Annotated in this window: 18 protein-coding genes; 5 read left to right on the plus strand and 13 right to left on the minus strand. The window is 71.0% G+C overall.

Annotated elements, in window-relative coordinates; all coding sequences use genetic code 11:
• Window positions 1-64: 64 nt before the first annotated feature.
• Both OJ962_RS05385 and OJ962_RS05390 read right to left on the minus strand, forming a co-directional pair.
• Window positions 65-1,141: an aminopeptidase gene (locus OJ962_RS05385; RefSeq protein WP_202956091.1), complete on the minus strand. Its 1,077-nt coding sequence runs from the start codon at window positions 1,139-1,141 to the stop codon at window positions 65-67.
• Complete coding sequence (locus OJ962_RS05390) at window positions 1,138-1,479, minus strand: hypothetical protein (protein ID WP_202956092.1); 342 nt, start codon at window positions 1,477-1,479, stop codon at window positions 1,138-1,140. The genes OJ962_RS05385 and OJ962_RS05390 overlap by 4 nt, the downstream gene beginning before the upstream one ends.
• Window positions 1,480-1,503: 24 nt before the next feature.
• Between OJ962_RS05390 and OJ962_RS05395 the strand changes: the two genes are divergently transcribed.
• Together OJ962_RS05395 and metF are read left to right on the plus strand one after the other, a co-directional pair.
• The gene (locus OJ962_RS05395; RefSeq protein WP_202956093.1) at window positions 1,504-2,487 is read left to right on the plus strand and encodes an MBL fold metallo-hydrolase; all 984 of its coding nucleotides are present in this window, start codon (window positions 1,504-1,506) and stop codon (window positions 2,485-2,487) included.
• A gap of 10 nt (window positions 2,488-2,497) precedes the next feature.
• The gene (metF, locus tag OJ962_RS05400; RefSeq protein ID WP_202956094.1) at window positions 2,498-3,406 is read left to right on the plus strand and encodes a methylenetetrahydrofolate reductase [NAD(P)H]; all 909 of its coding nucleotides are present in this window, start codon (window positions 2,498-2,500) and stop codon (window positions 3,404-3,406) included.
• Here metF and OJ962_RS05405 read toward each other — a convergent pair.
• Together OJ962_RS05405 and OJ962_RS05410 are read right to left on the minus strand one after the other, a co-directional pair.
• Window positions 3,396-4,730, minus strand: a complete 1,335-nt coding sequence (locus OJ962_RS05405; RefSeq protein WP_202956095.1) for a GGDEF domain-containing protein — start codon at window positions 4,728-4,730, stop codon at window positions 3,396-3,398. The genes metF and OJ962_RS05405 overlap by 11 nt on opposite strands.
• A gap of 47 nt (window positions 4,731-4,777) precedes the next feature.
• A complete protein-coding gene (locus OJ962_RS05410; protein ID WP_202956096.1) occupies window positions 4,778-5,074 on the minus strand; it encodes a hypothetical protein in 297 nt (98 codons plus the stop codon).
• 48 nt (window positions 5,075-5,122) lie between these two features.
• Here OJ962_RS05410 and OJ962_RS05415 point away from each other — a divergent pair, with 48 nt between their 5' ends.
• On the plus strand, window positions 5,123-5,779 hold the full coding sequence (locus OJ962_RS05415; protein WP_202956097.1) for a M48 family metallopeptidase: 657 nt from the start codon (window positions 5,123-5,125) through the stop codon (window positions 5,777-5,779).
• Here the strand turns inward: OJ962_RS05415 and OJ962_RS05420 are convergent.
• From OJ962_RS05420 to OJ962_RS05460, 9 genes are all read right to left on the minus strand, one after another.
• The gene (locus tag OJ962_RS05420; RefSeq protein ID WP_202956098.1) at window positions 5,755-6,069 is read right to left on the minus strand and encodes a hypothetical protein; all 315 of its coding nucleotides are present in this window, start codon (window positions 6,067-6,069) and stop codon (window positions 5,755-5,757) included. The two genes, OJ962_RS05415 and OJ962_RS05420, sit on opposite strands and share 25 nt — an antisense overlap.
• The gene (locus tag OJ962_RS05425) at window positions 6,066-6,470 is read right to left on the minus strand and encodes a hypothetical protein (protein WP_202956099.1); all 405 of its coding nucleotides are present in this window, start codon (window positions 6,468-6,470) and stop codon (window positions 6,066-6,068) included. The genes OJ962_RS05420 and OJ962_RS05425 overlap by 4 nt, the downstream gene beginning before the upstream one ends.
• 32 nt (window positions 6,471-6,502) lie before the next feature.
• Entirely contained in the window at window positions 6,503-7,564 is a 1,062-nt protein-coding gene (locus tag OJ962_RS05430) for a GAF domain-containing protein (RefSeq protein WP_202956100.1), read from the minus strand.
• A 2-nt stretch (window positions 7,565-7,566) separates the two neighbouring features.
• Entirely contained in the window at window positions 7,567-8,079 is a 513-nt protein-coding gene (locus OJ962_RS05435) for a GNAT family N-acetyltransferase (protein ID WP_270006226.1), read from the minus strand.
• A gap of 62 nt (window positions 8,080-8,141) precedes the next feature.
• On the minus strand, window positions 8,142-9,467 hold the full coding sequence (locus OJ962_RS05440; protein WP_202956102.1) for a citrate synthase: 1,326 nt from the start codon (window positions 9,465-9,467) through the stop codon (window positions 8,142-8,144).
• Window positions 9,468-9,537: 70 nt separating this feature from the next.
• Complete coding sequence (locus OJ962_RS05445; protein ID WP_202956103.1) at window positions 9,538-9,765, minus strand: hypothetical protein; 228 nt, start codon at window positions 9,763-9,765, stop codon at window positions 9,538-9,540.
• 11 nt (window positions 9,766-9,776) lie between these two features.
• The gene (gene dcd / locus OJ962_RS05450) at window positions 9,777-10,343 is read right to left on the minus strand and encodes a dCTP deaminase (RefSeq protein ID WP_202956104.1); all 567 of its coding nucleotides are present in this window, start codon (window positions 10,341-10,343) and stop codon (window positions 9,777-9,779) included.
• Window positions 10,344-10,354: 11 nt separating this feature from the next.
• On the minus strand, window positions 10,355-10,627 hold the full coding sequence (locus OJ962_RS05455) for a hypothetical protein (protein WP_202956105.1): 273 nt from the start codon (window positions 10,625-10,627) through the stop codon (window positions 10,355-10,357).
• Between the two features lie 64 nt (window positions 10,628-10,691).
• Window positions 10,692-11,627, minus strand: a complete 936-nt coding sequence (locus tag OJ962_RS05460; RefSeq protein ID WP_202956106.1) for a PfkB family carbohydrate kinase — start codon at window positions 11,625-11,627, stop codon at window positions 10,692-10,694.
• Window positions 11,628-11,666: 39 nt separating this feature from the next.
• Between OJ962_RS05460 and OJ962_RS05465 the strand changes: the two genes are divergently transcribed.
• Together OJ962_RS05465 and OJ962_RS05470 are read left to right on the plus strand one after the other, a co-directional pair.
• Window positions 11,667-13,076 carry a DEAD/DEAH box helicase gene (locus tag OJ962_RS05465; protein WP_202956107.1) on the plus strand — a complete coding sequence of 470 codons (1,410 nt, stop codon included), beginning with the start codon at window positions 11,667-11,669 and terminating at the stop codon, window positions 13,074-13,076.
• Window positions 13,077-13,087: 11 nt separating this feature from the next.
• The gene (locus tag OJ962_RS05470; RefSeq protein ID WP_202956108.1) at window positions 13,088-13,546 is read left to right on the plus strand and encodes a peptidylprolyl isomerase; all 459 of its coding nucleotides are present in this window, start codon (window positions 13,088-13,090) and stop codon (window positions 13,544-13,546) included.
• The last annotated feature ends 77 nt before the right edge of the window (window positions 13,547-13,623 follow it).

The following is a 13,623-nucleotide window of genomic DNA, read 5'->3' on the forward strand; positions in this document are numbered from 1 at the left end:
CGCACTCAGCGATCGGCAACCGACCGCCTATCAGCCGCGTTCACAACCTCTAGAGGCAGGACAGCTAGGTGAACGCGCCGTCGGCGAGGATCGTCTCGCCGTCGGCGCTCAGCGTTCCGCCCTCGCGCAGGTCGCAGATCAGGTCCCAGTGGACGACCGAGTCGTTGGTGCCGCCCGTCTCGGGATAGGAGCGGCCGAGCGCGAGGTGCACGGTGCCGCCGATCTTCTCGTCGAACAGGATCGCGCCGATCGGGCGGTCGATGCCGAAGTTGGTGCCGATGCCGAGCTCGCCCAGGTAGCGCGCGCCCTCGTCGGTCGCCAGCGTCGCCTGCAGGTAGTCGTTGCCGCGCTCGGCGTGGGCGCGCACGACCCGGCCCGCGTGGAACTCCAGCGTCACGTCCTCGACGACCACGCCGCGCGGGGAGGTCGGGATCGTGAACCGGATCACGCCCTCGGCGGACGTCTCGTGCGGCCCCGTGAAGACCTCGCCCGAGGGCATGTTGCGCTTGCCGTCGGAGTTGATCCAGGTGCGCCCGTCCACGGTCAGGCGCAGGTTGGTGCCCTCGGCCTGGATGTGGATCTCGCGCTTGGGCGTGAGCCGCTCGATCAACGCCGCCTGGAACGCGCGCAGCTCGCCCCAGGCCGCGGGCGGATCGTCATGGTCCAGGAACAGCGCGCGGGTGACGAAGTCCTCGAACTCGCGCGTGCCCATGCCGGCCTGCTGCGCGGCGGCGGCCGTCGGCCACAGCGTGATCGCCCAGCGGCGGGCCAGCGCGACCTCGCGCAGGGGCGCCCGCGAGCGCGCCGCGCGGGACAGGCGCGCCGGGTCGACGCCCGCCAGCGCGTTCGCGTTGTCGGTGGCCTGGATGCGCAGCGACGCGTCGATCTCCTCGGCCTCGGCCAGCTCGGCGGTCGGGAAGCCGTCGAGGTGCAGGTCGCGTGCGGCATTCCAGAACACCTCGTCCGCGCCGGGCAGCGACGCCCGGATCAGTGGCCACGCGTCCCGCTCGAGGATCTCCCGCTGGAGCGCCAGCAGCAGCGGCGCGGCGAGCGTCGAGGACTGGACCAGGATCTGCTGCCCGGGCTGTACCTCGAGGCAGTAGTCGGTCAGCAGGCGGGCGAAGCCGTCGACGTGGTTCATGGTGCCTGCATCTCCGGGAAGTGCTCGGCCAGGTGCTCGCGCAGCACGCCGCGGATCCACACGCGCTCGTCCTGGGAGGCGAAGCGGTAGCGGGCCAGCAGCTCCTTCTGCTTGGTGATCGGGGGCGTGCCGGCGATCTCCCAGCGCACGACGAGGCGCTCGAACAGGAACTCGACGGAGCGGTGCCAGGCGTCCTCCTGGCTGAGGATGTTCCCGCTGACGACCTCCGCGTACTGCAGCCGCGTGGCGGGCGTCATCGACCCGCGCAGCACCAGGGCGGAGCCGTTCGCGTCGCTGTAGGAGAACTCGGGCGCCTTCAGGCGGGCCTTCTTCGCCATCGCCTCGACGGTAGCGTCTCTGCGGTGCGCAAGCCGACTCGACCGCGTGAGGTGGGCCGGGGGGAACGCGTGCTGCCGGGCGTCTGGCGGCTGCGGCTCCCGCTCGACCTCCCTGGCGTCCCCCACGTCAACGCCTGGGCCTTGAAGGCCGGCCGCGGCCTCGTGCTCGTGGACACCGGCCTGCACGACCGCGGCACGATGGGCCACCTCGAGCAGGCGCTCGACCGCACCGGCCACAGCGTGCGCGACATCGACCTGATCGTCATCACGCACGCCCACATCGACCACTGCGGCCAGGCGCCGCCGCTCGCCCGGCGCGCCCGCTGCGAGGTGTGGATGCACCCGAAGTGGCGGTTGCACGCGCCCGACGACCTGGACAAGACGATCGAGATCGCGCTGCTGTCGGGCGTCCCGGAGGGGCCGCTGCGGCGCTGGGCCGAGGCGCGCCGCGGGATGGGCACGGGCCAGGCGGGCGAGCTGTACGCCGACAAGGACCTCGTTCCCGGCGTGACGGTCGACACCGACGCCGGCACCTGGAACGTGATCGAGACGCCCGGCCACGCGCCTTCGCACGTGTGCCTGCATCAGCCCGAGCAGCGCCTGCTGATCACGGGCGATCATCTGCTCGGCCGCGTGTCGCAGTACTTCGACGTCGGCTACACGCCCGATCCGGTGGGGGAGTTCCTCGAGTCGCTGACCGTCGTCGAGCGCCTGGACGCGCGGCTCGCCCTCGCCGGCCACGCCCGCCCGTTCACGGACATCCAGGCCCATATCGACGCCAACCGCGCCGAGGTCCGCCGGCGCGTGGACGCGACCCGCGCCGCGCTCGCGGACGGCCCGAAGAGCGCCTACGAGGTCGCGCGCACGGTCTACGGCGAGGCGTTCAACGAGCTGATGGCGAGCTGGCTGATGACGATGACGCGCGCCTGGTTGGTGCACCTCCAGCGCTTGGGGGAGGTCCTCAACGATGGTGCAGATCCCGTGCAGCACTGGGAGCTCGCCTCGTAGACTCGGCCCGATGCGCATCGACGAACGGATCGCGAGCGGGACCGAACCGGCCTTCTCGTTCGAGTTCTTCCCGCCCAAGACCGAGGACGGCGAGGCGAACCTGAACGCCGCGCTCGCCGAGCTCGCCCGGCTCGATCCGACGTTCGTCTCGGTCACCTACGGCGCGGGCGGCACGCCGGCGCAGAAGGGCAAGACGATCGACATCGTCTCGCGCATCAAGGCCGACCACGGCCTGGAGGCGATGGCGCACTTCACGTGCGTCGGCGCGCACGTGGACGAGCTGCGCGCGACGCTCGACCGCATGCGCGAGGCCGGGATCGAGAACGTGCTCGCGCTGCGCGGCGACCCGCCGGCGGGCGTGGACGCCAAGAACTGGGTCGCGGCCGAGGGCGGCCTGAACTACTCGCGCGAGCTGATCGAGCTGATCCGCGCGGACTACGACTTCGCGGTCGGCGCGGCCTGCTTCCCGGAGGTCCACCTGGCGGCGGAGTCGGCCGAGTCCGACTTGCGCTACACGCGGGAGAAGGTCGAAGCGGGCGCGCGCTTCTTGATCACGCAGCTGTTCTTCGACAACCAGCTCTACTACGACTTCGTGGCCCGCGCGCGCGACGCCGGCATCGACGTCCCGATCATCCCGGGCATCATGCCGATCACGAACGTCAGCCAGGTCAAGCGCTTCACGGAGATGTGCGGCGCGTCGATCCCGCCCGGCCTGCTGCGCGAGCTCGAGCTGCGCACGGACCAGCCGGAGGCGGCGGCGGACTTCGGCGTGGCCTACGCGACGATGCAGTGCGCCGACCTGCTGGCCAACGGCGCGCCCGGCATCCACTTCTACACGCTCAACCGCTCGCCCTCCACGCGCGCGATCCTCAGCGCGCTGCGCTGCCTGGCGCCGTGGCGGCGCCCGGTCAGCGCGTAGAGCGGCGGCCGCCGGGCTTGGCGGCGTAGAGCTCGCGGTCCGCGGCCTCGATCAGCTCCATCACCTCAGCGCCGCCTTGCGGGGCCGAGGCGAGCCCGACCGTGATCCCGAGCGGGTTCTCGCCCGTTACCAGCTCGACCGGGAGCGTGTTGGCGACATCCTGCATGATCGCGTCCGCCGCCTGGCGGCCCGCGACCTCGCCCGCACGCACCCAGACGCCGAACTCGTCGCCGCCGAGCCGGCCCGCGACCCCGTGGCGGGCGAGCACGCGCGCCACCTCGGTCAGGACGAGGTCGCCGGCGCGGTGGCCGTGGGTGTCGTTGACGTGCTTGAAGCCGTCGACGTCGCAGATCAGCAGCGCGCCCTCGGTGCCGGTGGCGAGGTCGCGGCGGACCGTCTCGATCCAGGAGCGGCGGTTGTGGAGGCCCGTGAGGTCGTCGGTGTGCGCGACGGCCTCGAGCCGGCCGACGGCCTCGGCGAGGTCGCCCGACGCGCCGGTGGCGGCGACGCCGGCCTTCTCGGCCACCTCGTCGAGGAGGTCCGCTGTGGCGCCGAGGCGATCGAGCGCGATCGCGAGCAGCTCGCGGTCGGGCTCGCCCCCGGTGACCATGTGCGCGAGCACGTCGCCGACGATCACGCACGCGGTCTCGTCGGACGGGACCGCGAGCCCGGTCGGGCCGCCGTGGTGGTAGGCGATCGCGCGGGTGACGTCATCGTCGGGCTCGCTCAGGCCGACGAGCAGCGAGCCCGCCTGCGCGTGGTCGAGGCCGAGGATCCTGCGCTCGAGCTCCGCGCGGGGAACGCCGAACGGCGCCTCGGCGGCGATGTCCTCGAGCGGCTGGACACCGAACGCCGCGGGCATCAGCAGCTTGCCGACGTCGTGCAGCAGGCCGGCGAGGTGTGCGGTGTCGGTGTGCGCGCCGCGCAGGTCGGCCGTGGTGGCTGAGTAGGCCGCGACGGTGACGGCGTGCACGTGCAACTGGCCGCGGCTGAGGTGCGCGCCGCCGGGGAAGCGCTCCAGGAAGCGGTAGGTCTCGGCCTCGAGGGCGATTCGCACGAGCGCGCGGCGCCCGAGCAGCGTCACGGCCTGGCGGATCGTGCGCGCGCGGATGGCGCGCATGTAGGCGGCCGAGTTCGCGTACCGGAGCAGGTTCGCGCTGAACGCCTCATCGGACTCGATCACCTGCACGAGGTCGCTGGTCGTGCCGTGCGGGTCGTTGGCCAGCGTGCGGATGCGGGCCACGGTCCCGCCGAGCACCGGCAGCGGGCCGATGCGCTTCAGAGCGTCGTGTACGCGAGTGTCGGGCTTGTCGAAGCGGGCCATCCGGGGGAGTCATCGGCGGCTCCTGCAGGCAGCATGAGAGCCACCTTCTAGGGGCCGGTTTTCGGTGCGCTGGGTTCGATGTCGAGGGCGTGCGCGACACGCGGTTGACCATCCACGTCCCACGCGACATCCACCTGGTCGTTGCGCCCATAGGTACCGATACCCCATGCGCCTAAGAACCACCGCCAGAAGCCGAGCCGCGCCTCCTTGACCAGCTCCTTCTCGAACACCAGCCGGCCTTCCGAGACCCGGTAATCCCGCCCCAGCTCCTGACGCACCCCATTCACGTAGACCGTGAACGGCTCGCGCACACCGGGCGGGAGAGGAACGCGGGATTGCGCCATCAGCGCCTGGGAGGGTACGCCGCCAGGCGCTCTAGGCTCTTCGCCGCCGTGTCCGCGCAGCCCTATCGCATCCGCCGCTCCCAGCGAGCCCGCCGGATCCGGGTCAGCGTGGACAACAACGGCGAGATCGAGGTCGTGCTTCCGGCGCGCTCACCCGAGCGGCACGCCGAGCAGGCCGTCCGCGAGCTCGCCCCGTGGATCGCGCGCCGCCGCCAGGCGGTCGCCGCCGCGGCGCGCGAGGTCGGCCGCGCGCCCGGCACCGTGCCCTACCTCGGGGAGACGTTGACGCTCGTCCCCGAGCGCGGGCGCACCCAGGTCCGCCGGGTCGGCGACCGGCTGCTGATCCCGGAGGGGGAAGACGCGCGCGAGGCGCTCGAGCGCTGGTACCGGCGCCGCGCCCGCGTCGAGGTGATCCCGCGGCTGGACGCCGCTTGCGCGCGGGCGGGCTCGCGCTACAACGGGCTCACGATCCGCGGGCAGAAGACGCGCTGGGCGTCCTGCTCGAGCTCGGGCGCGATGTCGTTCAACTGGCGCCTGCTGCTGGCGCCGCCGGAGATCCTCGACTACGTCGTCGAGCACGAGGTCGCCCACCTCGAGGTCATGGACCACTCGCCGCGCTTCTGGGCGCTGCTGGCCTCCCGCTCGCCGCGCTGGCGCGAGCACTCGGCCTGGCTGAAGCGCTACGGGTCGACGCTGACGCTCTGACGGAGCGCCTGCAGGGCGTCTTCGCCCTCGAGCGCCTTGCGCCGCAGCCGGCCGGTCCAGGCCACGAGCGACCCGTCCCCGCGCACGTCCACGCCCGCGGGGTGCTTCGCGCCCTTGAGCTCGATCCGCGCGGCCACCAGCTGGCCCGGCTCGTACGTGCGCCCGAGCGCGTTCACGGGCCGGCGGTCGCCGCGCGCCTCGCGCTCGATCGCCGCGAGCGCCTGATTGAGCGTCTCGTAGTCCTGGTGGCTGACCTTCGGACCACGCCGGACCGTGACCCGGTAGCTCACTTCACCTGGTCGAGCAGCGGGGCGACCTTCTCCCAGCGCGAGATCTCGCACCCGTCCGAGCGCGCGAAGCTCGCATCGACGGGCTCGCCCCGGATCGCGCCCTTGATCGTCGCCGTCTCCGGGCCGCCGAACTGCTGCGTGCACGCGACGTCGTCCGCGGTCGGTCTCAGGTCCGCGGCGGAGATCCCGGCGGCGGCGCCGCAGGCGTCGCTGTCCGTCGGCTGCTTGCAGCTGACCTCGAGCTCCTTCGGGGCCTCCGCGCCGTCGCCGTCGGAATCGACGGTCACGACGAGGCTGGCGAGCTCGTCGCTGCCACCTCCGGTCGCGGGGGTGGTGGGTTCGTCCGAGCCGCAGGCCGCGAAGGCGAGCGCGGCGATCACGGCCAGCGCGAGGCGGTGCATGTCTTCAAGCGTAGTCGTGAGGTCACACGCCGTCACCAGGCGCTGGCGGCGACGAGCCGTGCACGCTCGCCCCAGCCGACCGCGCCCAGCCGTCGGCCGTCGGCGTCACGGCTTTCCGACCACCGCCAGCTGACCCCCGCGATCGAGGGCAACGGCCGGCCCAGCAGCTCGGCCTCGCTGCGCCCGAGCATCGCGCACGCCGTGCCGTTGGCCATCTCCACGCACCCCGCCGCGTCCACCGCCACGATCAGCGCGCCCGCCGCGTCGAACGCGCGCCGGCGCCGCCGGGTCAGATACGCGCCGAGCTGCCCGCCGATCGTCGCGAACATCGCCGCCGCCTCCCCGCTCGGCTCGCGCGCGTCCGTCGCGAACAGCTCGATCACGCCGACGCACTCGTCTCCGTCGGTGATCGGGAACGCGGCCGCGGTCACCAGCCCGGCGCGCAGCGCGGCGTCCGAACCCGCGGCCCAGATCGGGCGGCGGAACGCCCACACGCGGCCCGGGAGGCTCTGGCCGGCGGCGTAGGTCTCGCCGCGAACGCCGTCGACCAACGCGGCGACGGCGGTGCGCGAGTCGGCCGCGTGCCACGCGACGACGCACCGCAGCATGTCCTCGTCGGGACGCCAGACGGCGCCGGCGGCCCAGCCGAGCGCCTCACCGAGCGTCGTCAGGACGCGCTCACAGAGCGTCACGGGCTCCAGGCCGGCCGCCAGGTGGTCGGCGATCGCCTGCTGCGCCGCGAGCAGGCGGTGGGCGCCGCCGACGCGGCGGCGCATGCGCGCGCCCTCGAGCTCGCGCGTCAGCACCGGTCCGAGCTGGGTGAGCGACGACACGCTCGGCACACCGTGGGCACGCTGCAGCGGCGAGACGACGATGAACGGCAGGTGCGGGTCGACGAGCCGGACGAGCGCGAGCGCCTTGGCGTGCGGCGCGTCGCCGCCGTGCAGCACGGCGTCCCAGCCGCGCCGCGCGAGCGCGGCGCTCAGCGCCTCCTCGCCCGTCACCGGCACCGTGCGCAGCTCCGGCAGCACGCGGGCGATCTGCGCCGCGTGACTCGCTGGGACGTCGACGAGCAGCGCTGAGACAGACCTCACCGTCAGACCATCGGCGCACCCGCCATCGCCCTTGAGGGCAGCTGGACGACGATCTCGCGCACACCGCCCTCGATCACGTCGCGGTCGACGTGGGTGCCGAAGCCGCGCAGGAGCTTCACCGCGCCGCGGTTGGTGGCGAGCATGGTGCCCGAGAACTTGTCCACGTTCGCGCGCTCGGCGAGCAGCTCGATCATCCGGCGGCCCAGGCCCATGCGCTGCCATGGGTCACCGACCACGATCGCCAGCTCGGCGGTGTCCTCGGAGACGCGCACGCTGCGCGCGACCGCGACCAGCCCGCCGTGCAGCGCGTCGACGGCGACCAGGGCGACGTGGTCGACCTGGTCGACCTCGGTCAGGTAGCGCAGCTCGGCCGCGCTGAAGGAGACCTTGGGGGAGAGGAAGCGCCGCATGGCGGTCTCCGGGGACAGCATCCGGAGACCGGCGGAGAGCAGCGGCTTGTCCTCAGGCGTGATCGGCCGGATGAGGACCGTCAGCGCGGGGAGGGTGAGGAGCATGAGTTGCATCAAACAACTCAGCTCCCCTCCCCGTCAAGTGGGGGTAGCCGCCGTCTTAGGGCTTAACGCTCTGAGACCGGCTTGTAATCCCGGCCGCGCTCGCCCGTGTAGATCTGCCGCGGACGGGCGATCTTCTGCTCGGAGTCGTCGATCATCTCCAGCCACTGCGCGATCCAGCCGCTCGTGCGCGGGATCGCGAACAGGACGGTGAACATGCCGACGGGCATGTGCAGCGCCTCGTAGATGAGGCCGGAGTAGAAGTCGACGTTCGGGTACAGCTTGCGCTTGACGAAGTACTCGTCCTCGAGCGCGATCTTCTCGAGCTCGATGGCGATCTCCAGCAGCGGGTTCACGCCGGTGACCTCGAAGACGTCGTCGCAGGCCTTCTTGATGATCTTCGCGCGCGGGTCGTAGTTCTTGTAGACCCGGTGGCCGAAGCCCATCAGGCGCTCCTTGCCGTCCTTGACGCCCTGCATGAAGTCGGCGATGTTCTCCTTCTTCTCGATCCGGCGCAGCATGCGCAGGACCTGCTCGTTGGCGCCGCCGTGCAGCGGGCCGTACAGCGCGGCCACGCCCGCGGCCACCGCGGAGTACGGGTCGACCTGCGAGGAGCCGACGGCGCGCACCGCGCTCGTGGAGCAGTTCTGCTCGTGGTCGGCGTGCAGGATGAAGAGGATGTCCAGCGCCCGCTCGAGCCGGGGATCGGGCTCGTACTTGAGCTCGGTCATCTTGAACAGCATCGAGAGGAAGTTGCCGGGGTAGCGCAGCTCGTTGTCCGGATAGACGTAGGGCTGGCCCATGTTGTGGCGGTAGGCGAACGCCGCGAGCGTCGGCATCTTCGCGATCAGGCGGATGATCTGGAGGTAGCGCGTCTCCTCATCCTTGATCTGGTTGGCGTCGGGATAGAACGTCGAGAGCGCGCCGACCGACGCCAGCAGCATCCCCATCGGGTGCGCGTCGTAGCGGAAGCCCTGCATGAAGCTGCGTACGTTCTCGTGGACGAACGTGTGCGTCGTGATGCGGTGCGTCCACTCGTCGAGCTGCTTCTGGTTGGGCAGCTCGCCGTGCACGAGCAGATAAGCGACTTCCAGATACGTGGAGTGCTCGGCCAGCTGCTCGATCGGATATCCGCGGTACTCCAGGACGCCGGCCTCGCCGTCCAGATACGTGATCGCGCTGCGACACGACGCGGTGTTCATGAACGCGGGGTCGTAGGACATGACCCCGAAGTCGCTCTCGTTGACCTTGATGTTCCGTAAGGCGGTCGCGCGGATGGTTCCATCCTCGACCGGGACCTCGTAGGTCTTGCCCGTACGGTTGTCCGTGATCGTCAGCGTGTCCGACGCCGTCGCCACACCACCGGTTTCAGTCTGCTCCTCGGTTCCCATGAGGCTCCTCTTCGAGGGGAGGGTTAAGTCTCTGACCCCCATTGTGGCGGGCGCCGACTCTTGGGGTCGGTTACCCCGTGATGACGGACGTGTATGCCGTGACCGCGACGAGGATCACGGTCAGCAGGATGAGCCCGTTGCCGACGACCTTCGAGGGCGGGAACGTCGCGTGGCGGGCGATGCCCACGACCGACAGCAGGACCGCGAACGTCACCAGCACGCCCGCGGAGATGTAGAACGGCGCCTTGGAGACTTCCTCCTCCGCGACCTCGGCAGCGAACAGCACGGTGGCGAGCATCGAGCGGGAAGCTACCGCATGTAGCGGCTCTCGGTCGCCGCCTCCTGGCCCTGGTAGTGCGAGCCCAGTTGGGGGGACCCGTACGGGACCTCCGCGGGCTTGTCCAGAGCCATGAACGACAGCTGCGCGATGAGCAACCCGGGATAGAGCTTGATCGGGACGCGCGTGAGGTTGTTGAGCTCGAGCGTGAGCGTGCCCTTCCAGCCCGGGTCGATGAACCCGGCCGTGGCGTGGACGATCAGCCCGAGCCGCCCGAGCGAGGACTTGCCCTCGATCCGCGCGACCACGTCGTCGGGCAGCTCAACCCACTCCTCGGTGCGCCCGAGGCAGAACTCGCCGGGGTGGATGACGAACCCCTCGTCCGGCGTGACCACGACCTCCTCGGTCAGGTTCGCGGCGGGGCCCTCACGCAGGTCGATCGTCGCGACCTTGTGGTTGCTGAAGACCCGGAAGGAGTCGCCCAGGCGCAGATCGACGGACGCCGGCTGCACGAGCGACGGGTTCCACGGCTTGATGACGATCTGGCCGTCATCGACGAGACGGCGGATCGTGCCGTCGGAGAGGACGGACGCGGTCACGGCGGGGAAGACTAGTGATGTGGCGTTCGGGCGCGCCCGAACGCGGTGACCGACCGCACGCGCGGCGGCGACGTGAGGCGGGCGCCGCAGGCCGGTCCGCCGCGGCGCGGGGGCCGCGGCCGGCGCGGACGATGCGGGTGCGGACGCCGCGGGACGGGGGTCCCGCCGTCGTTGGTGACGTCGTCCGTGTCCGTCGTCTGCTTGACCGCCCACCAGACGATGTAACAAGCGGCCGCGATCGGCAGCTTGAGGAAGACGAACAGGTAAAGCATCGCCCAGCCCATTCGCCCGTGGATGGTACGCCGATGCGCCCGCCGGGGAAGCGGGCGCGTCAGATATGGCGCAGCGCTACCCGCGCAGCGGCACGGGCGAGGCGTCGAACACCGTCACCCGCTGGAGCTCGGCGACGCGCTCGTTGACCTCCTCGGCCGTGAGCGTCTGCATGCGCTCGGTGCCGAAGGCCTCGACGTTGAAGGAGGCCAGCGCCGTGCCGTAGGCCATCGCGCGGCGCAGCAGCTCGTCCGTGATCTCCTCGTCGGCGTGCGCGGCCACGTAGCCGACGAAGCCGCCGGCGAAGGTGTCGCCCGCGCCGGTCGGATCCACGACGTCCGCCGTCGGATACGCGGGGATGCCGAAGACGCCGTCCTTGGTGTACATGTTCGCGCCGTACTCGCCGAACTTGACCACGACCACGCGCGGGCCCATCTCCATGATCTTCCGGGCCGCGCGGACCAGGTTCGGCTCGTCGGTGAGCTGCTTGGCCTCGCCGTCGTTGACGATCAGGCAGTCGACGCCCGCGATCGTCTTCACGAGCGACTCGCGCGCGATGTCGATCCAGAGGTTCATCGTGTCCAGCGCGACGAAGCGCGCGCCGGTGCACTGCTCGCGCACGGCCCGCTGCAGGTCCGGCTGGATGTTGGCCAGGAACAGGACGTCGGCGTCCTTGGAGGCCTGCGAGAGCTTCGGCTCGAAGGACTCGAAGACGTTCAGGTCCGTCTGGAGCGTGTGGCGGATGTTGACGTCGCGCTCGTAGCGGCCCGCCCAGAAGAACGTCTTGCCGCCCGGCACGTGCTCGATGTCGTCCGTCACCACGCCGCGGTTGCGCAGCACGGCGTACTCCTCTTCGCTGAAGTCGTCGCCGACGGGCCCGACGACGCGGGTCTCGGCGAGGAACGAGGACGCGAGCGAGAAGTGCACGGCGGCGCCGCCCAGCAGGCGGTCGCGCTTGCCCGACTCGGTCTCGACGGCGTCAAAGGCAATGGATCCGACTACGGTGAGCGACATAAGGCGCGTGAGGGTAGCCGCTAGCCTGCTGGAGCGAAAATGACGACTTTTGCCGAGCTCGGGCTGTCCGAGCCGATCCTGCAGGCCCTCCAAGAGATCGGGTACGAATCTCCCAGCCCGATCCAGGAGCAGGCGATCCCCCCGCTCCTCGAAGGGCGGGACATGATCGGTCAGGCGCAGACCGGCACGGGCAAGACCGCCGCGTTCGGGCTGCCGCTGATGGAGTTCGTGGACCCGTCCGAGGACGAGGTCCAGGCCATCGTCCTCACGCCGACGCGTGAGCTGTGCATCCAGGTCACCCAGGCGCTGCGGACCTACGGCGCCAAGAAGGGCATCGACCCCGTCGCCGTCTTCGGCGGCGCGCCGATCCGCACCCAGCAGGCGCAGTTGCGCGCCGGCGGGCAGGTCGTGGTCGGCACGGTCGGCCGCGTGCTGGACCTCATCAGCCGCCACTCGCTCGTGCTGCACTCCGCGCGCTACATCGTGCTCGACGAGGCCGACGAGATGCTCGACCTCGGCTTCCTCGAGGACGTCGAGAAGATCCTCAGCCTCGCCCCCGGCAGCCGCCAGACCGCGCTCTTCAGCGCGACGATGCCGAACGAGATCCGCAGCCTGGCCGAGCGTCACCTGTACGACCCGGTCACCGTCAAGGTCAAGGCCGCGACGCTGACCATCGACACGGTCGAGCAGTTCTACCTCGAGACGCAGCCGAAGGAGAAGACGGACGCGCTCGCCCGCGTGCTCGAGGCCGAGCGTCCCGACCAGGCGATCGTCTTCGCGCGCACCAAGATCCGCACCGAGCAGCTCTTCCAGACGCTCAAGAACCGCGGGATGAACGTGCGCGCGCTGCACGGCGACATGAGCCAGGGCTCGCGCGACGGCGTGATGATCGCGTTCAAGAGCGGCCGCGTGCCGATCCTGGTCGCCACGGACGTCGCCGCCCGCGGCCTGGACATCTCCACGGTCACGCACGTCGTCAACTACGACGTGCCGACCTCCCCCGACGTCTACGTGCACCGCATCGGCCGCACGGGCCGCGTCGGCCGCTCCGGCCGCGCGATCACGTTCATCGAGCCGCGCCAGAAGCGCGACCTCGAGGCGATCGAGAACCATGCGTCGACGAAGATCGCGCCGTGGACCGAGGGCGCGCGCGTCGCGCCGACGCCCGCCTCCGAGCCGCGCCCGCGCCGCCACCAGAAGCCGCGCGACGCCGAGGCCGCCCCGAACGGCGCCGTCTATACGAAGCTGATCGCGACCGCCGGCCGCCACGAGGGCATCGAGGCCGCCGACCTGATCGCCGGCCTGACCGCAAGCGGCCTGGACGGCGAGGCGATCCGCAACGTCCGCATTCTCGAGCGCTTCGCGCTCGTCGAAGTGCCCGCCGGCTCCGCGCCGGAGGTCGTCTCCGTGCGTGGCCACCAGGTCGCGCTGGAGCCAATCCGAAACTAGGGAGGCCCGCCATGTCCGTGGCGACCATGTCGACCAATCACGGCGACATCACGATCGAGCTGTTCGACGCCGATGCTCCGAAGACGGTCCAGAACTTCAAGGACCTCGCGAACAAGGGCTTCTACGACGGCCTCTCGTTCCACCGGATCATCAAGGACTTCATGATCCAGGGCGGCTGCCCGCAGGGCACCGGCACCGGTGGTCCGGGCTACACGTTCGAGGACGAGATCAACCAGCACAAGCTGGTCCGCGGCTCGCTGGCGATGGCCAACGCCGGCCCGAACACCAATGGCTCGCAGTTCTTCATCGTCACGCTCGACGCCACCCCGTGGCTCGACGGCAAGCACACCAACTTCGGCCAGGTGACGGACGGCATGGACGTCGTCGACAAGCTCGAGAACCTGCCGACGGGTCCCGGCGACAAGCCGCGCGAGGACGCCCGCATCGAGAAGCTGACGATCACCGAGTAGCTCGCGGGTGACGCACGTGGGCGGTCCTGTGAGGAACGCCCACAGGCGCCCGTATGTCGAGCCGATGATCCGGCAGA

Source organism: Solirubrobacter deserti (genome assembly GCF_027587175.1).
In the GTDB taxonomy this organism is placed as follows: Bacteria; Actinomycetota; Thermoleophilia; order Solirubrobacterales; family Solirubrobacteraceae; genus Solirubrobacter; species Solirubrobacter deserti.

What these genes read in the sequence shown, in the direction of transcription:
- OJ962_RS05385 (WP_202956091.1), bottom strand. Translation starts at nt 1,141, where the DNA reads ATGAACCACGTCGACGGCTTCGCCCGCCTGCTGACCGACTACTGCCTC.
- OJ962_RS05390 (WP_202956092.1), bottom strand. Translation starts at nt 1,479, where the DNA reads ATGGCGAAGAAGGCCCGCCTGAAGGCGCCCGAGTTCTCCTACAGCGAC.
- metF (WP_202956094.1), top strand. Translation starts at nt 2,498, where the DNA reads ATGCGCATCGACGAACGGATCGCGAGCGGGACCGAACCGGCCTTCTCG.
- OJ962_RS05405 (WP_202956095.1), bottom strand. Translation starts at nt 4,730, where the DNA reads ATGGCCCGCTTCGACAAGCCCGACACTCGCGTACACGACGCTCTGAAG.
- OJ962_RS05410 (WP_202956096.1), bottom strand. Translation starts at nt 5,074, where the DNA reads ATGGCGCAATCCCGCGTTCCTCTCCCGCCCGGTGTGCGCGAGCCGTTC.
- OJ962_RS05425 (WP_202956099.1), bottom strand. Translation starts at nt 6,470, where the DNA reads ATGCACCGCCTCGCGCTGGCCGTGATCGCCGCGCTCGCCTTCGCGGCC.
- OJ962_RS05435 (WP_270006226.1), bottom strand. Translation starts at nt 8,079, where the DNA reads ATGCTCCTCACCCTCCCCGCGCTGACGGTCCTCATCCGGCCGATCACG.
- OJ962_RS05440 (WP_202956102.1), bottom strand. Translation starts at nt 9,467, where the DNA reads ATGGGAACCGAGGAGCAGACTGAAACCGGTGGTGTGGCGACGGCGTCG.
- OJ962_RS05445 (WP_202956103.1), bottom strand. Translation starts at nt 9,765, where the DNA reads ATGCTCGCCACCGTGCTGTTCGCTGCCGAGGTCGCGGAGGAGGAAGTC.
- OJ962_RS05455 (WP_202956105.1), bottom strand. Translation starts at nt 10,627, where the DNA reads ATGGGCTGGGCGATGCTTTACCTGTTCGTCTTCCTCAAGCTGCCGATC.
- OJ962_RS05460 (WP_202956106.1), bottom strand. Translation starts at nt 11,627, where the DNA reads ATGTCGCTCACCGTAGTCGGATCCATTGCCTTTGACGCCGTCGAGACC.
- OJ962_RS05465 (WP_202956107.1), top strand. Translation starts at nt 11,667, where the DNA reads ATGACGACTTTTGCCGAGCTCGGGCTGTCCGAGCCGATCCTGCAGGCC.
- OJ962_RS05470 (WP_202956108.1), top strand. Translation starts at nt 13,088, where the DNA reads ATGTCCGTGGCGACCATGTCGACCAATCACGGCGACATCACGATCGAG.